Raw genomic sequence first — 19,916 nt, 5'->3', positions numbered from 1 at the left:
CTAAATAAAGAATCTATTTTGAATAACCAATACACCCTAACGTTTATTGCAATTCTTAGCTTTTTAAATATTACCAAAGCTCAGAACTTTTCTTCTATTATTGATAAGAATTCTTCTTTTGATATGGGCCTAGAATACAGACCCAGAACCGAGTATAGAAGAGGCTATAGAAGTATTCCTAGTAATGATGACGACGGTGCTTTTGTTACTTCTCATAGAGCCCGAATTAACATGGATTTTAATTTAAATAATAAATTTAAATTCCACACTACCCTACAAGATATACGCATTTGGGGAGATACAGATACAAGAGATGCAAATGGAAAAGCCCAGTTTTATGAATTTTACGTAGAACCTAAAATATCCGAAGAAATTTCTGTACGTGTAGGGAGGCAACGTATTAAATATGATGATCAACGTTTATTTGCAGAAAATAACTGGAGACAAGCAGGTGGTCAACACGATGCTGTTCGATTTATTTACAACAATAACAAAAACTTAGATTCCGATTTAATTCTAGCTTACAATCAAGACAATGCGCAAGAATTTGGAACCAATTACGAAATAGATTGGGACTTTTACAGAGGTATGATCACTCATTTTTTACACTACAACATCAACCAATCTTTTAGTTTAACTACCATTAACGTTGCAGATGAGTACACAGACCCTACAACCAACGATAAAAAGGGATATTGGAAGCATACCAACGGTGGCCGTATTACTTATAAGAAAGATGCTATAGACTTCACCTTTTCGGGCTATTACCAATGGGGAAAAATAGAGAATGGTAAGCAGCATAACGCTTATTACCTACAACCAGAAATTGCCGTAAATGTAAGTAATAATTATGCCCTAAAATTAGGAGCGCAAGTTTTAAGTGGAGATGGAAATAGCACAGATGAAAAATCAACAGCTTTTTTAGCACAATATGGTGCTTTTCACAGACATAATGGAGGAATGGACTTTACTCAAAGAACTGTTAGAACCAACGAACATGAGGGAATTTTTAATCCGTACCTTTTTCAAGACATTCAACTTAACAACAAATTAAAATTAAACTGGCAAAGTCATCTATTGGGAGCTACAACAACCTTAGAAGTTGATACCAAAAAAGAAAGTAGAATTTACGGTTGGGAAAACGACATTCGTTTATTCTATCAACCAAATTCATACACTAAAATAGAGTTCGCTTATTTATTTTTAACCCCCAATGAAAGTATGAAAGTATTACCAACAGGTGAAAATGGAAACACAGATCAATTGGCTCAGTTTGCCTATGTAAGTGTTAACTGGACTCCAAAACTGTTAAGTATACACAACAAATAGTGAATCTTAAATTAAAGCATATAGGCCTTTTATTTTTTCTAGTTTTGTGTTTTGCATGCAACATTTCTAAAGAAAAAAAACTTACCATAGCCACTGCTGCAAATATGCAGTTTGCAATGGAAGATATATGCAAAGAATTCACCAACCAAACCGGAATTAAATGCCAATTGGTTGTGAGTTCATCGGGGAAATTAACAGCTCAAATTTTAGCAGGAGCTCCTTTTGACATTTTTGCTTCGGCTGATTTAAAGTACCCCTACGAACTTTTTCACAAAGGACTCACCACATCGGAACCTAAAATATATGCTACAGGAAAATTAGTCCTATGGACAGCCATAGACAGTATAATCCCAACTTTAGAGCTCCTAGAAAAAGACTATATAGAGCATATTGCTTTAGCAAACCCGCAAACAGCTCCTTATGGAAAATCGGCCTTAGAAGCTTTAGCTCATCATTCTGAAACTGTTAAAAACAAACTTGTTTATGGTGAAAGTATTGCACAAGTAAACCAATTTATCAGTACTAAATCTGTAGAAGTAGGTTTTACCTCTATATCTATTGTTACTGCTAAAAAAACAGGAAACTATACAATGGTGCCTGTTTCTCTATATTCAGAAATAAACCAAGGAATTGTAATATTAAAAAACGCTCAAAAAGAAAAAGCAAAATACTTCTACGATTTTATTCGCTCTCCTAAAGGAAAAAAAATCTTAGCGGATTATGGTTGTGAGTAAAACATTTAAGACTAAAAAAAATTCTAAAACTCGCTCGTCTCTTCAACCACAACTTTAAACCCTTCATTTTCATAAAACTTAGAAACATCAAAATAAAAAGAGATTACTTCTCCATTTTCTTTTCTAAACTTTAAAATATCAAATGTTTTTTTTCCTCTAAAAACTAGAGACTGTCCCAAAAACAGACAAGAATTACATTTTATTTTTGCGTATTCATATTCACTTCCAATACTATCTAACACAATAGCTTGTTTAAATAAACTTTCGTTGTTATCTAAACTACTAATGGTTTTATTGGTTGATTTGCATGAATATGCAAAAACAATTAACACAACACAAATGATATTCAACCTCATAATTATTCATTTTTACAGCTTTTTTTTAATTAATATACAAAAAATAACTCTAAATATGACAAAAGTCATATTTCACAACTTTTGAATATTCGTATATTTATAGTAAAAAAGATTGTTTTAAAAATTGCTATGAAAAAGATCTATTATTATGAAAAACCCTACACTTTTATTCAATTGTAGTACTAAATTAGATGCGTACTACTTAAAAAATAGTATTCAGAGAATTACTTGCATCCCTGTAAAAATTGTTAAAGAAAAATCAAAAATTTACATCATTGTAGAAAAAACACACGTTAGAAAAGCCAAGGTTATTTTACAAAATCAGCAACATTTTTTACCTAGTGTATTGTTTAGTAAAGTTATTAAAAGAGAAAAAATCACTTTGAGTACAAGTCAGCCAAAACCTTCATTTATTAAACTTAAGAAGAGAAAATTCTATTTACAAATGGAAGTCTTATTGAATAATTTATCCATTTACAACTTACACCTTATCAATTAATTTGATCTGTTTCTTAAGAAGTTATAGTTTATTTATTTTTTAAAAACAGAAAAGGGATTGTTAAAAACAGCTACTTCCAAACCTAAAATTTTAACGAAATAGTAACGAGTATGGAATTCCCTAACGAACAGCCCATACTCTGCATTTTACAAATGCATGAAAACGAAAAAAGGTAAAAAACAAAAAGCGAACTTATTGTTTCTTACCTTTTTAAAGTGTTTATACTTGTTTGCAGTGAGAATGGGATTCGAACCCATGAGCCGATTTCTCGACCACAGCTTTCCAGGCTGCTCCATTACCGCTCTGGCACCTCACTGTGTACATAAAAAGAAGGGCAAATAAACAACATTTATTGATAAGCTGCAACACCTAAAAGCATTTATACAATTCTATTTGTAACCTCTTTTAAAAATCCTTTTTTTAGCAGATATCATGTTCCAAGTTTTTTCTTAAAACTATATTTTGTTAGTCTTTTGCTCTTCCATTAGATATTGTATTTTTATCTAAACTAAAATAACCAATAACATGAAACAGGTAAACTGGGGAATCATTGGCGTGGGAGATGTTTGCGAAGTAAAGAGTGCCCCTGCTATGAATAAAATTTCTAACTCTAAAATAATTGCTGTTATGCGTAGAGATGCCGAAAAAGCTGAAGACTATGCTAAAAGGCACAAAATAAATGAGTGGACAACGGATGCTGATACAATAATAAATCATCCAGAAATTAATGCTATATATATTGCAACTCCTCCAAAATTCCACAAAGAATACGCCCTAAAAGTAGCCAAAGCGAGGAAGGCTTGTTACATAGAAAAACCAATGGCTACAAATTATCATGAATGTGTAGAAATAGAAAAAGCATTTAAAGCCAAAAACATTCCTTTATTTATTGCCTATTACAGAACATGTCTCCCTAATTTCCTAAAAGCTAAAGAGCTAATAAATGATGGAAAACTAGGAAAACTCTTAAATGTTCAAATGAAAATGAACAAACCTTTGGATAAAAGAGACGATGACTACTATAACAGAAACTGGAGAGTTGACCCTGAATTGGCAGGTGATGGATATTTCTACGATTTAGGCTCTCATCAGCTAAATATATTGGAATTTTTAATTGGAGATATTGAATACATTCATGGTTTTGCCACCAATCAATCCGAAATTTACGAGGCTAGTGATGTGGTAGCTGCTACTGTTATATTTAAAAATGGAACCGTTGGTTCGTGTTTTTGGGCTTTTAACCAAGGAGTACCAGAAAGACAAGATGAATTGGTTATAAACGGAAGCGATGGTGCTCTAAAAATGACTTGTTTTGATGACAGCCCAATAACGTTTACAAATAGTAAAGGAAAATCGGAAAAATTCCACATAGAATATCCAAAACATGTGCAACAACCTTTAATAGCTTCTATTGTAGAAGATTTACTAAACGAAACAACAAACACCTACAGCACAGGAAGTGTGGGAACTAAAACAAATTATTGGTTAGAAAAAACTACGGGACTTTTATAAGCTTTTACCATGATAAAAACTCTCTCTCTTTTTATAGCTGTATTATTAAGTACCTCTGTTGTATCGCAAAGCAACACTCCTACTTTACCACCTGTTGAAAAAGGAAATTTTAAAAAATCGGAATTGGTAGAGCTTACACAATTAGACCCTACTTTTAAATTAGACATTCGCTATGCTACTTCTAATAATTTTGTAGGTAAACCTGTATACAAAAAAGCTAAAGCATTCTTACAAAAACCTGCTGCAATAGCTTTGGTAGCAGTACATAAGGAATTAAAAAAAATGGGCTTTGGTTTACAAATATTCGATGGCTACAGACCTTGGGCTATTACCAAAAAGTTTTGGGATTTAACTCCTAAAGACAAAAAACACTTTGTTGCAAACCCTAAAAAAGGTTCTAGACACAATAGAGGTTGTGCCATAGATTTAACTCTTTTTAATTTGCAGACTGGTACACAAATTGAGATGACAAGTGCATATGATGAAATGACCTCTCGTTCTTATCCAAACTACAAAGGAGGGACAAAAAAACAACGAACCATGAGAGACTTACTTCGCAGTAAAATGGAAGCACATGGATTTAAAGTTTATCCTTATGAATGGTGGCATTTTGATTATAAAACCTGGAAACAATACAAAATTGAAAACATCCCATTTTCTAAAATCACATCAAACTAACATTATGAAAACTCTAAAGTTATTGTTATTAACTATTTGCATTACCTTCTCTTGCCTTAGCAATGCACAAGACAAAAAAGCCATTAAAATTGCGCATAAAGTACAAGAAAGTATGGGAGGCAAAGAGAACTGGAACAATACACATTACATACAATGGGACTTTGGAAAAAGAAAATTGTTATGGGACAAATGGACAGGTAACGTTCGTATAGAAGCTCCCAAAGAAAACTTAGTTGTATTGGTAAACATTAATACATTAAAAGGGAAAGCCTTCTTAAACAAACAAGAAGTAACCGATACAAAACAACTTAAAAAGTTGTTAAACAAAGGAAAAAGATGGTGGATTAACGATTCTTATTGGTTAACGATGCCTTGGAAATTATTAGACCCAGGAGTAAACTTAGAATTCGTAAGAAAAGACAAACTTCCGAATGGTAATAAAGCAGATGTATTGCAATTAACCTTTAACAAGGTAGGTGTTACTCCAAATAACAAGTACGAAGTGTATGTAGATAAAAAAGAAGACAAAATTATGCAATGGGCTTTCTTTAAGAACTTTGACGATAAAGAGCCTAAATTCATAAAACCATGGGATAATTATCAAAAATTAGGAAAGGTTTGGTTGTCTTTTAACAGGAGTGATTTTGGACCTAAAAATGTAGTAGTAAACAACACCATTAAAGCTAGCGTATTTCAACAGCTATAGTTATTTACAATCATTCTTAAAGAATAGATATTTTTTACGACTAAGGCTTTGTATTAATAATCTTGTAACTTAGTTACTCATAAAATTTAACTATCTATGAACTCAAGAAACAATGCAAATCTTGGATTTATTTTTTCTAAATACGAAGCTCCTGAGTTGAGTGTATTTGATAAGCTCTTAGATATTTTTAAAGAGTTACTTACACACACATCGGGAGATGTAGACGAAGCTTTAAACTGGTTAGAACAACTAGATAAAACCTATGAAATAACCACTCCAGAATACACATTAGAAGACTTTAAGCGCGATTTATTTGAAAAAGGCTTTATTCAGGAACACACAAAGCCAGATGGAACTTCTGGAACTGGAATAACTGCTAAGACAGAACGCGCTATTAGACAAAGAGCCTTAGATCAAATTTTTGGAAAACTTAAGAAATCTGGTGCCGGTAATCACAGTACCAAAAAAATGGGTGTTGGCGATGAAACCACAGGAGAAACAAGAGCTTATCAGTTTGGTGATGGTTTAGACAATGTATCTATGACCGAAAGCATTAAGAACGCTCAGGTTAACAACGGAGTTGCCAATGGTTTTCAATTGCACGAAGAAGATTTAGTTGTAAACGAAACCAGTCATAAATCGCAAATGAGCACTGTGTTAATGATAGACATTAGTCACAGTATGATATTATATGGAGAAGATAGAATAACCCCTGCAAAGAAAGTCGCAATGGCATTAGCCGAATTGATTACTACGCGTTACCCTAAAGATACTTTAGATATTTTAGTATTTGGGAATGATGCATGGAGAATATCTATTCAAGAACTTCCTTACTTACAAGTAGGTCCATTCCATACCAATACCGTTGCTGGTTTAGAATTGGCCATGGATTTATTACGACGTAAGAAAAACACCAACAAACAAATATTTATGATAACCGATGGTAAACCAAGTTGTTTGCGTTTGCCAGATGGAAGGTACTATAAAAACAGTAACGGATTAGATCAACATATTGTAAGTAAATGTTACGATAAAGCCAACCAGGCAAGAAAACTTCACATTCCTATCACCACTTTTATGATTGCCCAAGATCATTACTTAATGCAATTTGTAAAAGCGTTTACAGAAGCCAATCAAGGAAAAGCTTTCTATACTGGATTGAAAGGTTTGGGAGAAATGATTTTTGAAGACTACGAACAAAATAGAAAAAAACGAATTAGAGGATAATCACATGGAACATACGAATATTAAAACTTTAGGAGCTTTAAAAGCGGCAGGATATTCTTACAAGGGGATTAAAGAAGAATTAAGATCTAATTTAATTCAATTAAAAAAAGAGCATAAAGAAACTTTTTCTGGAGTTCATGGATATGAGAATACTGTAATTCCTCAGTTAGAAAGAGCCATACTATCTAAACACAACATTAACCTATTAGGATTAAGAGGACAAGCAAAAACACGTTTAGCTCGTCAGATGGTAAATTTATTAGACGAATACATTCCTGTAGTTGCTGGATCGGAAATTAATGATGATCCGTTACAACCTGTTTCTCGTTTTGCTATAGGTTTAATTGCAGAAAAAGGAGATGAAACTCCTATTACATGGTTACACCGTTCTGAACGTTTTGCCGAAAAATTAGCCACTCCAGATGTTACTGTTGCTGATATTATTGGAGATATAGACCCTATAAAAGCAGCTAACTTAAAATTATCTTATGCAGATGATAGAGTAATTCATTACGGAATGATTCCTAGAGCCAATAGATGTATTTTTGTTATTAACGAATTACCCGACTTACAAGCAAGAATTCAAGTAGCACTTTTTAATATTTTACAAGAAGGTGATATACAAATCCGTGGTTTTAAATTACGTTTTGATTTAGACATGCAATTTGTCTTTACAGCCAATCCAGAAGACTATACCAACAGAGGTAGTATTATTACTCCTTTAAAAGATAGAATAGGTTCTCAAATACTTACTCATTATCCTGATAGTATAGAAATTTCCAAAACTATTACTCAACAAGAAGCCAAACTAGAAAAAGAACAAAACAACAATATATATGTACCAGAATTGGCCAAAGATTTATTGGAACAAATTGGTTTTGAAGCTAGAGAAAGTGAGTTTGTAGATGTTAAAAGCGGAGTGAGTGCTCGTTTAAGTATTTCTGCTTACGAAAACTTGCTAAGCACCGCAGAATTAAGAATGCTAACTAGTGGTGAAAATATTACCTCTGTTAGACTTAGTGACTTTATGGGAATAATTCCTGCCATTAATGGAAAAATTGAATTGGTATACGAAGGAGAACAAGAAGGAGCCGCATCTGTAGCAGAAAGTTTATTAAAAAATGCTATTAAAACGCTTTTTAATGACTATTTCCCCGCTATAGAAAAATTAACAAGGAAAAATGAAGCAACACCCTATGATGCCTTGATCCAATGGTTTTTAGAAGGGACCGATTTTGAATTAGGAAACGATCTTACGAATACTGAATACGAACGTCAACTAAACTATATAGAGCCTTTAGCCGAGCTTCTAAAAGAATACCAACCAGAGTTAAACTCTAAGGATATTTACTTCTTTAAAGAATTTGTTTTATGGTCCTTAGTTGAATATAAAAAGCTAAGCAAAGTAGCACTAGAAAAGGGATATGGCTTTAAAGATTCTTTTGAAAGTTATATAGATGGAATATAATAACATCTTTTAATGAAAGGTTAATATACAGCAACTCAACGGTTGCTGTTTTTTTTTATGATTTACAACTAAATTATACAAAACGAACACTTTAATTAATCAGTTTAAAAGCTACCAATTAACACTCTTAAAACTATCTTAACTTACCTTTTAAAGCATACATGATTACTAATTTTAACTTAGCAGCCGTTAAGAGCCCCCAAGTAGACCTCTAATCTAAAGACAACTGTTTAGTATATGCATACCCCCATAAAATTGCACTCTTGTGCTTCAAATTTAGAAGCATTTCAGCTAAAAAACATATTACAAAGAAATTGTACTATTTGTGTTGATATTCAAAAAGTGAATCATCAATACGTACTTTTTGTGTCGGAAAGTAATTATAATAAAGCAACTATTATATTACAGAATCAGCTTGAAATGGAAGAAGAAATGCAATTAGAAAACACCTCCCCCTACCTACCTACCCCTACTATTTCTAATCAGGAAAAAACACCTAAAAAGAACATTGCTTGGTTTTTTAAAATATTTTTAAGGTCTGCTTCTTAACACCTAATTTTCATATATTTAACAAAACAAAAGCTTTAGTTAGATTATGAAAACGAAAAATAAAATTGCCTTACTAGTCACTTTAACGCTTTTTTTTTATTCATGTTCTAACGATAACAATACAAAACGTCCCACCTATACCTCTTTAGAAGACCTTACTACAGCTGTTGATAGCCTGTATTACCACCTTAGACAAAACACTAAATTCACTTCTTTTTTTATTGCTTCATGGGGTGGAGACGACATTACTACAACTGCTTTTAGTGCTAAAGCAGATTTTAGAGCTACCGATAGTAGAGAACTGACCGAAAATATGGCTAGACCAGAGCACACATGGAAAAGTTGCTATGCGCGTATTATAGAAGCAAACAATATAATTTTAAATAGTGAAGAGTTGCAAGACATCTCATCCTCTGAATTAAAAATGATGCTTGGTGAAGCTTATTTTATTAGAGGCTTTTTATATCATCACCTAATTAGAAATTTTGGAGAAGCAGTTATACAATTAGACAAAACAATAGATAGCGAACTTCCTCTTTCTAGTACTACCGAAGTTTATCAGTTAATAGAAAATGATTTTTTAAAAGCAGAAGAGTTTTTACCTGCAATATATCCTAATATACCGCCAGGTGCTACTAAACCAAATAGTGGTACCGCCAGAGCTTTTTTAGCGAGACTATATTTAGACTGGGCAGGCTTTCCTGTAAAAGATATTTCAAAATACAATTTAGCAGCTACCAGTGCTAAAAAAGTAATGGACAACCACAACTCCCACGGATTTGACCTCTTAGATGATTTTAAAAATCTGTGGAAAATAAATTATCGTTATAATGAAGAATCTGTTTTTACTATTGACTACTGCTTAGATTGTGCAACCAATGGGAATCACAAAACCAGTAAAATTGGTATTCCTTTAGAGTTTAATGGATGGGGAGAAACTTATGGAGAAATTAAATTTTTTGAAACTTTTCCTGACAGTTATAGAAAAGAAGCTACTTATATAGAAAATATTCCCGTTGATGACCCTTTTGAAATAAAAGATGGTATCACTAAAAATTGGAAAAAATTAAATCAGACGAACCTTGTGATAGCCAAGATTACTGGTTATGGAGATATTCCTAGAGTTCACAATACCAATAGAAATGATTTCCTAATGAGATATGCAGAAGTGCTTCTTATTTTTGCAGAAGCTTCGGCCAGAAATGGTAGTGATACACCTGAAGCATGGGAAGCTTTAAATAAAGTTAGGCGTAGAGCTCACTTTTTACCTGTAAATACCCCAAACAACATCATAGATATAACGTCTGGAGATCTTGCAGAAATTGCTCTTACAGAAAAAGGTTGGGAACTTGCGGGTGAATATCTTCGTTGGTTCGACTTGGTTAGAACAGAGCAGGTTGCTAACTTTTTAAATAATGATTATAGAAATGATATTATTTCTGACGACACGAACGATGCTGTAAAAGAAACCAACCAAATAATTGGTACCACAACTCCAGACAATTACTTTTTTCCGCATCGTGATTATAAAGACTGGTATTTCTATAATAACTAACCTTTTCTTTAACTATCTTTGCAAGATATCAAAGATATTCTATGACTTTTAAAGACTTAAACTTAAGCCCTAAAATTTTAAAAGCTGTTGCAGAACAGAACTATAATACCCCTACTCCAATTCAGCAAAAAACCATTCCTTTTGTATTAGACGGAGTAGACGTTATAGGTTGTGCCCAAACAGGAACCGGTAAAACGGCTGCTTTTGCATTGCCAATTCTAGATAGATTACTTCCCTATCAAGATGCCTCTAAAGGAGCTAAAAAAATTAAAGCTTTAATTATAAGTCCTACTAGAGAATTAACCCAGCAAATTGAAGAAAACTTTAAAAAGTACAGTATATATACAAATCTTAAATCTACCGCAATTTACGGAGGTACGTCTATGACTCCACAAATTGAACAACTAAATAAAGGGTTGGATGTTTTAGTAGCTACACCTGGACGTTTGTTAGATTTACACAAAAGAGATATTATAAACTTAGATTATGTACAAGTTTTAGTATTAGATGAGGCTGATATGATGTTGGATATGGGATTTATAGACGATGTAAGAAAAATAGAACGTTTGTGTCCTAAGCAAAAACAAACATTATTATTTTCTGCAACGATGCCTCCTAAAATAGAAAGTTTGGCAAACGATATTCTTACGGAACCCGAAAAAGTTTCTGTTGCAGCTATTTCATCTGCCGCAAAAACGATAAGTCAAGAAGTATATTTGGTTGGAAAACCTAATAAAATTGAACTTTGCTTGCACTTATTACGAAACAATCTTCATGGAAATATTATCATCTTTAGACGTACTAAGTTTGGAGTTGATAAACTAGAAGAAACATTACAAAAAAACAATTACAAAGTAGACAGTATTCACGGAGATAAAACTCAGGTAGCAAGAACCAAAGCTTTAAATAAATTTAAGAACAACGAAGTAAATATATTAATAGCTACAGACGTTGCTGCTCGTGGAATTGACATTCCTGACTTAGATATTGTTATTAATTTTGATCTCCCTAACATTCCAGAAAGCTACGTTCACAGAATAGGTAGAACAGGTCGTGCTGGTAAAGAGGGTAGATCTTTATCTTTTTGTTCGGCTGATGAAAAAACATACTTGATAGCAATTCAAAAATTAATTGGAAAAGAAATTGCTATAGAAGAAAATCATCCTTACCCTTTAGATCCTAAAGCTAAACCCGAAGTTCATAAGAAAAAAGGAAGTAAATATAAAAAAGGTAGAAAGTCAGAAGCTTCAAAAAAGAAAAAAAGACGTTGGTATTAGTCAATATAATACTACTACAGTTATTTACAACAACTTAAAAAAAGCATAGTTTTACTGTCTAAAACTAAACCAATTAATAACTATGCTTAACTATTACCAGAAAAAAGCCTTTTTTGGGGCTTTTTTCTTATTATTTTCAATCTCATTTACTACGTTATTTGCACAAGAAAAAAAAGTTTCTGTTCAAGGTACTATATACGATGAATCTAACGAAACCGTTCCTTTTGTAACCGTTGGAATTATTAATAAAGCCATAGGTACTGCCAGTACAGAAGACGGTGAATTTTCGCTTTTATTACAAAAAGATCAGTTACAGGACACCTTATACATTTCTTCTTTGGGTTTTGATACTTTTAAAATGAAAGTGGCAGACTACTTATCCAAAAAAATAAGAAAGATTACTCTTAAAGAGAATATTGTAAACCTAGATGTGGTAGAGCTACTTCATCCAATAGATTACGTAAAAAACGCTATAAAAAATCTAAAGAAAAATACACTTAGCAAGCCTCATTTAAAAGAAATATTGTTTAGAAGAGCAGCTACAGAAAAAGGGAAAGCACGTTTCTTAGTAGAGAACTACATTAAATTTAGGGATAGAGGTCCTGCCTATTGGATGGGAAGATTTCAAGTTTGTGAAGCTAGAAAATCTGGAGATTATAGATCTTAGCAAAGAGTACAGTCTGAACACGCGCTAAAACATATGACTAACGTGAACCCTTTAAGACCAAATGATTCTCAGCACTCTAAAAATATTAAAAAGTTTATTTGGAAAAAAACAGGTAGTTCATCTTACGAAGGACAAGATGTAGTAATTGTAGAAGGTAGAAACCCTGATAAAGAATTTAAATGGGAAAAAATTGTTATGTATATCGGTATAGATGACTATAAAATATATAGAATTGAAAGAGGTGGTGGTCTTTACATTTACAAAAAACACAAAAGTGGTAAACTGCATTTAAGCTATTACAAAAGTGAATGGAAATTTGGAAAACAATATATTCCTGAACACTTATTAGGTACTGCTGCTGAATCTTTGGTATACAAATACGAAGCTTATATTTTAAATGTAGAAACTGACAAAAAGAAAATTAAAGTAAATGATTATGGGGATGGTATTGATATGGGAAAATTAAACTTACCATACCACCCTAAATTTTGGAAAGAGTTAAACACACCTCCTGATACCAAGTTTTACAAGCGAATTAAATCTGATTTGGAAGCGTTATTTGGAGTCCCATTAGAGAAACAATATCAGTTAGTAAATAAATAATTTTAAACGAGTACTTTCATTAAGTGCTCGTTTTTTGTCTAGTTACACCTTTAGTTTTTTAATTAAAACTGTATTTGTTCTAGTGAATTCAACATATATTACAGAATACAGCCCTCTCAAATTTTAATTTTGTTAACCAGAACTAAACTTAAAAATTAACGCATGCTTAAAAATACTCAAAGACAATTTTCATTGTATTTTTTACTCTTTTTATTTTCCGTTACCGCACACGTATATGGACAAACAAAGAAAATAATATTAAACGGTACCATCTATGATGAAATGAACGAGACCGTGCCTTTTGTAACTGTTGGTATTCTAAACAAAGCTATTGGAACAGCCAGTACAGAAGATGGAGAATTTGCCTTAATGGTAACAGAAAATGAACTAAACGATACTATTTATGTTTCTTCTTTAGGATTTGATTCCTTTAAAATGAAAGTCCAAGATTATATAAATAATAAGGAAAGAAAAATTGTACTAAAAGAGAATGTGGTTGCATTAGATGCAGTTGTTCTTTTAAAGCCAAAAGATTATGTTCAAAAAGCTTTAAAAAACCTTAAAACAAACACCTTAAGTAAGCCTCATTTAAAAACCATCCTATTCCGTAGAGCTGCTAGTGAAAACGGAAAGGCTAAGTTTTTTGTAGAGAATTATATAAAAGTAAAAAGTAGAGGACCCGCATACGATATTATTGGACGAATACAGGTAAAAGAAGCAAGACAATCTGCAGATTATAGGTATTGGAAAAGAGAACAGTGGAGACATGCTATTTTTGGTATTAGAGACTTAAACCCCTTAATTCCAACAAACTCTGAAGAACACTCTAGAAATATTAAAAAATTTAACTGGAAAAAAGTAGGAAGTTCATCATACGAAGGTGAAGATGTTGTGATTTTAGAAGGAAGCAATCCTAATAAAAAATGGGAAAAAATCACACTATATGTTGGTATTGACAACTACCAAGTTTTTAGAATTGAACGAGGTAAAGGTCTTTATATTTTTAAGAAACATATAGATGGTAATGTTTATTTAAGTTACTACAAGAGTGATTGGAGGTTTCCTAAATGGAATATTCCAGCCCACTTACATGGAACTCCTGCTGAAACTCTAGAGTACAAATCAGAAGCTTTTGTATTAGATATAGAAACAGAGGATAAAAAGAAAATGCGAATTAAAGATTACGGAGCTGAGTTAGATATGGCTGCAATGAATTTACCATATCATCCTGAATTTTGGAAAGAACTAAATACACCTCCAGATACTAAATTCTACAAAAAATTAAAAAAAGAACTTGAAGGTTTATATGGTGTGCCTTTAGAAACACAATACCAACTTATAAACAAGTAATAAATTAAAGAGTAATGACAATTCATTACTCTTTTACTTTTTTTAGCAAAGTACTAACTTTAATAGTATTTTGTTAATGCCGTACAGTTAAAAACTATACAAGCCCATCCTTATTGACATATATATTGCATTCAATTCAACATACAGTTCTTAAAATTCTACAATCCAATTATAAATTTGTAAATTAAATGAAACTAAAAATAAAGTATATGTTGAATAACCCTACAAAAAATCAATTTTTTGTGCGTTTCTTGGTATTTATATTATTTATTACTGTAGCAAATGCACAACAGAAGAAAATAATATTAAAAGGAACAATTTATGACGAAATGAACGAAACTGTTCCTTTTGTAACTGTTGGTATTGTTAATAAAACAATAGGAACTGCTAGTACAGAAGATGGAGAATTTGCCCTAATGGTTACTGAAAGTGAATTGAATGATACTCTGTACGTCTCCTCTTTAGGATTTGATAGTTTTAAAATGAAAGTTCAAGACTACATTGATAAAAAAGACAGAAAAATTATTTTAAAAGAAAATGTAGTTGCTTTAGATGCTGTTGTTCTTTTAAAGCCAAAAGATTATGTTCAAAAAGCTTTAAAAAATCTAAAACTAAATACACTAAGCAAATCACATTTAAAAACAATCTTATATCGTAGAGCAGCTAGTGAAAAAGGAAAAGCTAAATTCTTTGTAGAAAATTACCTTAGAGTAAAAAGTAAAGGACCTGCCTACGGTATTATTGGTAGAATAGAAGTAAAAGAAGCTAGGCAATCTGCAGATTATAGATATTGGAAACGAGAACAGTGGAGACATGCTATAATTAGCATTAATGATTTAAACCCGTTAACTCCTAACTCTTCTGAAACTCACTCCAGAAATATCAAAAAATTTAACTGGAAAAAAGTAGGAAGTTCATCATACGAAGGTGAAGATGTTGTTATATTAGAAGGATCTAACCCTAAAAACAAATGGGAAAAAATTACATTGTATGTTGGTATTGATAACTACCAAGTTTTTAGAATTGAACGTGGAAAAGTGTTGTATATATTTAAGAAACATACTGACGGAAAAACGTATTTAAGTTATTTTAAAAGTGATTGGAGATTCCCTAAATGGAATATCCCAGCACATTTACACGGTACACCTGCCGAAACTTTAGAATACAAAAATGAAGCATTTGTTTTAAGTATTGAAACTGAAGACAAAAAGAAGATGAAAATTAAAGACTACGGAGCAAACTTAGATATGGCATCTATGAACTTACCGTACCATCCAGAATTCTGGAAAGAATTAAGTACTCCTCCAGATACTAAATTCTATAAAAAGTTAAAAGGAGAATTAGAAGCAATATATGGAGTGCCTTTAGAAACACAATATAAACTTGTAAACAAATAACAAAAAAAGGAACTGTTAAAACAGTTCCTTTTTTTGTGTAAACCCTAGTTGTTACTCTAAAAGACGATAGAACTAGCTTTTATGCATCTGTTGTAGTAACTTAAACATTAATGGTTCAACTTTCTTTGATTCTAAAGTATTTTTACAATCTAAGTTAAACCAAAAAAAATATATTAATGTTGATTACAACCAAAAACAGAAGCGTTCTGCTCCTAGTTCTGATTCTACTTACCATAAGTTCTGCTATTTCGCAAAACAAAAAAATTATTATTAATGGTACTATTTACGATGAAACAAACGAAACTGTACCATTTGTAACAGTAGGAATTTTAAACAAAACTATTGGAACTGCTAGTACAGAAGACGGAGAATTTGCTTTAATGATTACTCCTAATGAACTAAACGACACCCTTTATGTTTCTTCTCTAGGTTTTGATACTTTTAAAATGAAAGTCCAAGAATACCTGGACAAAAAAGACAGAAAAATCATCCTAAAAGAAAATGTAGTAAGTCTTGATGCTGTAGTATTATTAAAGCCTAAAGACTACATGATTAATGCCTTAAAAAGTCTAAAATCTAACACGCTTAGTAAAAAGCCACACGTAAAAGAAATCTTATATAGAAGAGCCGCAAGTGAAGACGGTAAAGCTAAATTCTTTGTAGAAAACTACATTAAATATAGAGATAGAGGACCTGCATATTTTATGGGTAGATTCCAAGTTACCGAAGCTAGAAAATCTGCTGACTATAGATATTGGAAACATACCCAATGGAAACACTCTATTGAATATATGTCTGAAGTTAATCCTATAAGACCTGGAACTTCTTTCCATAAAAGAAACCTAAAGAAATTTAACTGGAAAAAAATAGGTAGTTCTTCTTACGAAGGTGAAGACGTAGTTATACTAGAAGGTAGTAATCCAGACAAAAAATGGGAAAAAATGACTATTTATGTAGGAATTGACGACTATAAAATTTTTAGAATTGAAAGAGGTAGTGCCTTGTACATCTACAAAAAACATAAAGATGGACAAATGTACTTAAGTTACTATAAAAACGAATGGGGATTTCCCAAGGATAAAATGCCTCCACATATTATAAGAACTATAGGAGAAAGTTTGCACTACAAAGCCGAAGCGTTTGTACTAAATATCATTACCGATAAGAAAAAAACTAAAATTAGAGACTATGGTTTAGGTTTAGATATGGGATCATTGAATTTACCTTATCACCCGGAATTTTGGAAAGAGCTAAATACGCCACCAGATACCAAGTTTTACAAAAAGAATAAATCTGAACTTGAAGGTTTGTTTGGAGTTCCTTTAGAGAAACAATACCAGCTAATGAACAAATAAAAATAAAAGAGTTGTGAGCTTTCACAACTCTTTTACTTTTTTAAAACGGTAAAAATTAAATATTTGTTCTAATCAATTGATAAAACCATACTATAGTAGTATAACTTTTGCTTTAGTTTTGTAAACTACCTAAAACTAAAAGCAACTATTATGTTTTCATTAAACAAAAAACACATTTATTTTACATTTTATCTGTTATCACTACTTTTCACTAGCATCACTAATGCTCAAGAAAAGAAAACAATAGTAAACGGTACTATATACGATGAAACCAATGAAACCGTTCCATTTGTAACTGTGGGGATTCTTAACAAAGCCATTGGTACAGCTAGTTCCGAAGATGGAGAATTTGCTTTGCTAGTTACTGAAAACGAATTAAACGATACTTTATATGTTTCGTCTCTTGGATTTGACACCTATAAGATTAAAGTTAAAGAATACATTAACAAAAAGGATAGAAAAATAATTTTAAAAGAAAACATCGTAAGTTTAGATGCAGTAAAACTATTACACCCAATAGATTATGTAAAGAATGCATTAAAAAACTTAAAGAACAATACACTTAGTAAGACTCACGTAAAAGAGATATTATACCGAAGAGCAGCTACTGAAAATGGAAAGGCTAAATTTTTTGTTGAAAATTATGTGAAACTTAAAGGAAGAGGACCTGGTTATTGGATGGGAACTATGCAGGTTACTGAAATGAGAAAATCTGCAGACTATAGATTTTGGAAGCGTAAACAGTTTAACCACTCTATGGAGCATATGAATAATGCAAACCCATTAACACCTAATGATTCTAATCATGCGGTGAATTTAAAAAAGTTAAACTGGAAAAAAACAGGAAGTTCCTCTTACGATGGAAACGATGTGGTGATATTAGAAGGTACTCAAAAAGATATTTTAAATAAAATTACGCTCTATGTTGGGATTGAGGATTACAAAATATATAGAATAGAAAGAGGCAATGCTTTATTTATATACAAAGAACATCCAAGTGGAAGAATGTGTTTAAGTTATTATAAAAACCAGTGGGGATTTGGTAACAAAGCTAAGATTCCAAAATATGTACATGGAACACCAGGGGAAACTTTAAATTATAAACTAGAGGCTTATGTGATGGATGTAATTACTGACAAGAAAAAAACTAAAATTATCCCTTATGGTGTAAGAATGGATATGGGATCGTTAAACTTACCTTATCACCCAGAATTCTGGAAAAAATTAAATGACACTGTCCCTTAATTTGTGTAAGTTCTAAAAATAGGGTTTAGCTACTTATAGCTGGATCCTATTTTCAAATATAGCTAAAAACTGGTTTAGTATTACTCCCCAATTTCTGATAGGCATCGTCCATTTTTTAGTTGATTCTCTTAAAGCTAAAAACACGGATTTAATTACTGCATCATCGGTTGGGTATGAGAGTTTATTTTTGGTATACTTTCTAATTTTTCCATTTAAGTTTTCAATAAGATTAGTAGTGTAAATAATAGTTCTAATCTCTACAGGGAAGTCAAAGAACACAGTTAGTTCATCCCAGTTGTTTTCCCAACTTTTAATAGCATAGGAGTACTTAGAGTTCCACTTCTGCTTAAAGTCTTCTAAAGCAGCTTTGGCTGCCTCTTTAGTAGGAGCTGTATAGATTTCTTTCATATCTTTAGAAAACACTTTTCTATCTTTCCAGACCACATATTTACAAGAGTTTCTAATTTGGTGTACCACACATATTTGAGTTACCGATTCAGGGAATACGGTCTTTATAGTATCTGTAAATCCATTTAGATTGTCCGTAGCTGTGATTAAAATATCCTGAGTTCCTCTAGCTTTGATATCAGTTAAAACCGTCATCCAAAAAGCGGAAGATTCATTCTTACCTAACCATAAACCTAGTACTTCTTTTTTACCATTGGTTTTCAATCCCACAGCTATATAGATGGTCTTGTTGATGATTTTTGAGTTTTCTCGAACTTTAAATACAATTCCATCCATCCAAACAATCAAATAGCAAGGGTCTAAAGGTCTGTTTTTCCAAGCAACGATATCTGAGTTGATTTTATCTGTAATTCGAGATATAGCAGAACTAGAGATATTGAAATCATAAAGCTCTAAGACTTGTTGTTCAATATCAGATACGGACATCCCTTTGGCATAGAGGCTAATAATGATGTTTTCTACACCATCTAAAGTATTTTGTCTCTTCTTTACAATCATAGGGTTAAAACTACCGTCTCTATCTCTTGGAACTGTGATTTCAGATTCCCCTAAACTAGTTTTGATTTTCTTTTTGGAGTAGCCGTTACGTGTATTATCACTTAGAGAAGTTTGGTGTTTGTCATAGTCTAGGTGAGCATCTAATTCTCCCTCTAACATTTTTTCAATTCCTCTTTTTTGAATCTTGGCTAAAAAATTACTCAATTCATCGCCCGTTTTGAATTGCTTTAAAAAGTCGTCGTTTAATAAGTCTTCTGGTTTCATAAAGTGTAAAATTAATAATTAAACAAAAAAACAGGGTTTGAACATCTTCAAACCCTGTTTTTAGAACTTACACACTTTATGGTTTAGTGCCAATTAAATACTCCTCCTGATTCTAAATTTTACAAACAAATTAAATCTGAATTGGAAAATTTGTATGGAGTACCTTTAGAGAAACAATA

The 19,916-nt window shown here is 31.9% G+C and carries 19 protein-coding genes and 1 tRNA gene; 17 read left to right on the top strand and 3 right to left on the bottom strand.

The features are described 5' to 3' along the window. The first annotated feature begins 18 nt into the window (after positions 1 to 18). The gene (locus tag ACXHHC_RS01000; RefSeq protein ID WP_458227787.1) at positions 19 to 1,329 is read left to right on the top strand and encodes an alginate export family protein; all 1,311 of its coding nucleotides are present in this window, start codon (positions 19 to 21) and stop codon (positions 1,327 to 1,329) included. Further along, the gene (modA, locus tag ACXHHC_RS00995) at positions 1,329 to 2,063 is read left to right on the top strand and encodes a molybdate ABC transporter substrate-binding protein (RefSeq protein WP_458227786.1); all 735 of its coding nucleotides are present in this window, start codon (positions 1,329 to 1,331) and stop codon (positions 2,061 to 2,063) included. Before ACXHHC_RS01000 ends, modA begins: the two co-directional genes overlap by 1 nt. Before the next feature lie 23 nt (positions 2,064 to 2,086). Here modA and ACXHHC_RS00990 read toward each other — a convergent pair whose 3' ends face one another. Next, complete coding sequence (locus ACXHHC_RS00990) at positions 2,087 to 2,419, bottom strand: hypothetical protein (RefSeq protein WP_458227785.1); 333 nt, start codon at positions 2,417 to 2,419, stop codon at positions 2,087 to 2,089. 148 nt (positions 2,420 to 2,567) lie between these two features. On the opposite strand from ACXHHC_RS00990, the gene ACXHHC_RS00985 reads away from it, so the two are divergent. Beyond that, positions 2,568 to 2,918, top strand: a complete 351-nt coding sequence (locus ACXHHC_RS00985) for a hypothetical protein (RefSeq protein WP_458227784.1) — start codon at positions 2,568 to 2,570, stop codon at positions 2,916 to 2,918. Positions 2,919 to 3,150: 232 nt separating this feature from the next. Here the strand turns inward: ACXHHC_RS00985 and ACXHHC_RS00980 are convergent. After that, a tRNA-Ser gene (locus ACXHHC_RS00980) sits at positions 3,151 to 3,234 on the bottom strand. Positions 3,235 to 3,443: 209 nt separating this feature from the next. Here ACXHHC_RS00980 and ACXHHC_RS00975 point away from each other — a divergent pair. The 14 genes from ACXHHC_RS00975 (at position 3,444) to ACXHHC_RS00910 (ending at position 18,507) form a co-directional block, all read left to right on the top strand. Then, a complete protein-coding gene (locus ACXHHC_RS00975; RefSeq protein WP_458227783.1) occupies positions 3,444 to 4,430 on the top strand; it encodes a Gfo/Idh/MocA family protein in 987 nt (328 codons plus the stop codon). A 9-nt stretch (positions 4,431 to 4,439) separates the two neighbouring features. After that, positions 4,440 to 5,108, top strand: a complete 669-nt coding sequence (locus tag ACXHHC_RS00970; protein ID WP_458227782.1) for a M15 family metallopeptidase — start codon at positions 4,440 to 4,442, stop codon at positions 5,106 to 5,108. Between the two features lie 4 nt (positions 5,109 to 5,112). Continuing rightward, positions 5,113 to 5,814, top strand: a complete 702-nt coding sequence (locus ACXHHC_RS00965; protein ID WP_458227781.1) for a hypothetical protein — start codon at positions 5,113 to 5,115, stop codon at positions 5,812 to 5,814. Between the two features lie 96 nt (positions 5,815 to 5,910). Continuing rightward, on the top strand, positions 5,911 to 7,041 hold the full coding sequence (locus tag ACXHHC_RS00960) for a vWA domain-containing protein (protein WP_458227780.1): 1,131 nt from the start codon (positions 5,911 to 5,913) through the stop codon (positions 7,039 to 7,041). Positions 7,042 to 7,045: 4 nt separating this feature from the next. Further along, the gene (locus tag ACXHHC_RS00955; protein WP_458227779.1) at positions 7,046 to 8,509 is read left to right on the top strand and encodes a magnesium chelatase; all 1,464 of its coding nucleotides are present in this window, start codon (positions 7,046 to 7,048) and stop codon (positions 8,507 to 8,509) included. A 237-nt stretch (positions 8,510 to 8,746) separates the two neighbouring features. Beyond that, on the top strand, positions 8,747 to 9,058 hold the full coding sequence (locus ACXHHC_RS00950) for a hypothetical protein (RefSeq protein WP_458227778.1): 312 nt from the start codon (positions 8,747 to 8,749) through the stop codon (positions 9,056 to 9,058). Positions 9,059 to 9,104: 46 nt separating this feature from the next. Continuing rightward, positions 9,105 to 10,613: a RagB/SusD family nutrient uptake outer membrane protein gene (locus ACXHHC_RS00945; RefSeq protein ID WP_458227777.1), complete on the top strand. Its 1,509-nt coding sequence runs from the start codon at positions 9,105 to 9,107 to the stop codon at positions 10,611 to 10,613. 41 nt (positions 10,614 to 10,654) lie between these two features. Beyond that, positions 10,655 to 11,890 carry a DEAD/DEAH box helicase gene (locus ACXHHC_RS00940; protein WP_458227776.1) on the top strand — a complete coding sequence of 412 codons (1,236 nt, stop codon included), beginning with the start codon at positions 10,655 to 10,657 and terminating at the stop codon, positions 11,888 to 11,890. An 82-nt stretch (positions 11,891 to 11,972) separates the two neighbouring features. Beyond that, positions 11,973 to 12,557 carry a carboxypeptidase-like regulatory domain-containing protein gene (locus tag ACXHHC_RS00935; RefSeq protein ID WP_458227775.1) on the top strand — a complete coding sequence of 195 codons (585 nt, stop codon included), beginning with the start codon at positions 11,973 to 11,975 and terminating at the stop codon, positions 12,555 to 12,557. Between the two features lie 33 nt (positions 12,558 to 12,590). After that, entirely contained in the window at positions 12,591 to 13,160 is a 570-nt protein-coding gene (locus ACXHHC_RS00930) for a hypothetical protein (protein WP_458227774.1), read from the top strand. A gap of 162 nt (positions 13,161 to 13,322) precedes the next feature. Beyond that, a complete protein-coding gene (locus ACXHHC_RS00925; protein ID WP_458227773.1) occupies positions 13,323 to 14,510 on the top strand; it encodes a carboxypeptidase-like regulatory domain-containing protein in 1,188 nt (395 codons plus the stop codon). A 188-nt stretch (positions 14,511 to 14,698) separates the two neighbouring features. After that, the gene (locus ACXHHC_RS00920) at positions 14,699 to 15,907 is read left to right on the top strand and encodes a carboxypeptidase-like regulatory domain-containing protein (protein WP_458227772.1); all 1,209 of its coding nucleotides are present in this window, start codon (positions 14,699 to 14,701) and stop codon (positions 15,905 to 15,907) included. Positions 15,908 to 16,083: 176 nt separating this feature from the next. Continuing rightward, positions 16,084 to 17,262 carry a carboxypeptidase-like regulatory domain-containing protein gene (locus tag ACXHHC_RS00915; RefSeq protein WP_458227771.1) on the top strand — a complete coding sequence of 393 codons (1,179 nt, stop codon included), beginning with the start codon at positions 16,084 to 16,086 and terminating at the stop codon, positions 17,260 to 17,262. 150 nt (positions 17,263 to 17,412) lie between these two features. Next, complete coding sequence (locus ACXHHC_RS00910; RefSeq protein ID WP_458227770.1) at positions 17,413 to 18,507, top strand: carboxypeptidase-like regulatory domain-containing protein; 1,095 nt, start codon at positions 17,413 to 17,415, stop codon at positions 18,505 to 18,507. Between the two features lie 33 nt (positions 18,508 to 18,540). On the opposite strand, the gene ACXHHC_RS00905 is transcribed toward ACXHHC_RS00910, so the two are convergent. Next, positions 18,541 to 19,737, bottom strand: coding sequence for an IS256 family transposase (locus ACXHHC_RS00905; RefSeq protein ID WP_458226684.1), 1,197 nt, complete (start codon positions 19,735 to 19,737; stop codon positions 18,541 to 18,543). Positions 19,738 to 19,916: the final 179 nt, after the last annotated feature.

Source organism: Wenyingzhuangia sp. IMCC45574 (assembly GCF_054182685.1).
The sequence above is the reverse complement of the archived record's forward strand: the minus strand, read 5'-3'. Positions and strand labels throughout refer to the sequence as shown.

Excerpts from the sequence above, each read along its gene's own strand:
- ACXHHC_RS00960 (WP_458227780.1), top strand. The coding sequence starts at position 5,911 with ATGAACTCAAGAAACAATGCAAATCTTGGATTTATTTTTTCTAAATAC.
- ACXHHC_RS00985 (WP_458227784.1), top strand. The coding sequence starts at position 2,568 with ATGAAAAACCCTACACTTTTATTCAATTGTAGTACTAAATTAGATGCG.
- ACXHHC_RS00940 (WP_458227776.1), top strand. The coding sequence starts at position 10,655 with ATGACTTTTAAAGACTTAAACTTAAGCCCTAAAATTTTAAAAGCTGTT.
- ACXHHC_RS00920 (WP_458227772.1), top strand. The coding sequence starts at position 14,699 with ATGAAACTAAAAATAAAGTATATGTTGAATAACCCTACAAAAAATCAA.
- ACXHHC_RS00930 (WP_458227774.1), top strand. The coding sequence starts at position 12,591 with ATGACTAACGTGAACCCTTTAAGACCAAATGATTCTCAGCACTCTAAA.
- ACXHHC_RS00970 (WP_458227782.1), top strand. The coding sequence starts at position 4,440 with ATGATAAAAACTCTCTCTCTTTTTATAGCTGTATTATTAAGTACCTCT.
- ACXHHC_RS00935 (WP_458227775.1), top strand. The coding sequence starts at position 11,973 with ATGCTTAACTATTACCAGAAAAAAGCCTTTTTTGGGGCTTTTTTCTTA.
- ACXHHC_RS00975 (WP_458227783.1), top strand. The coding sequence starts at position 3,444 with ATGAAACAGGTAAACTGGGGAATCATTGGCGTGGGAGATGTTTGCGAA.
- ACXHHC_RS00945 (WP_458227777.1), top strand. The coding sequence starts at position 9,105 with ATGAAAACGAAAAATAAAATTGCCTTACTAGTCACTTTAACGCTTTTT.
- ACXHHC_RS00905 (WP_458226684.1), bottom strand. The coding sequence starts at position 19,737 with ATGAAACCAGAAGACTTATTAAACGACGACTTTTTAAAGCAATTCAAA.
- ACXHHC_RS00965 (WP_458227781.1), top strand. The coding sequence starts at position 5,113 with ATGAAAACTCTAAAGTTATTGTTATTAACTATTTGCATTACCTTCTCT.
- ACXHHC_RS00925 (WP_458227773.1), top strand. The coding sequence starts at position 13,323 with ATGCTTAAAAATACTCAAAGACAATTTTCATTGTATTTTTTACTCTTT.
- ACXHHC_RS00910 (WP_458227770.1), top strand. The coding sequence starts at position 17,413 with ATGTTTTCATTAAACAAAAAACACATTTATTTTACATTTTATCTGTTA.
- ACXHHC_RS00950 (WP_458227778.1), top strand. The coding sequence starts at position 8,747 with ATGCATACCCCCATAAAATTGCACTCTTGTGCTTCAAATTTAGAAGCA.
- ACXHHC_RS00915 (WP_458227771.1), top strand. The coding sequence starts at position 16,084 with ATGTTGATTACAACCAAAAACAGAAGCGTTCTGCTCCTAGTTCTGATT.
- ACXHHC_RS00955 (WP_458227779.1), top strand. The coding sequence starts at position 7,046 with ATGGAACATACGAATATTAAAACTTTAGGAGCTTTAAAAGCGGCAGGA.
- ACXHHC_RS00990 (WP_458227785.1), bottom strand. The coding sequence starts at position 2,419 with ATGAGGTTGAATATCATTTGTGTTGTGTTAATTGTTTTTGCATATTCA.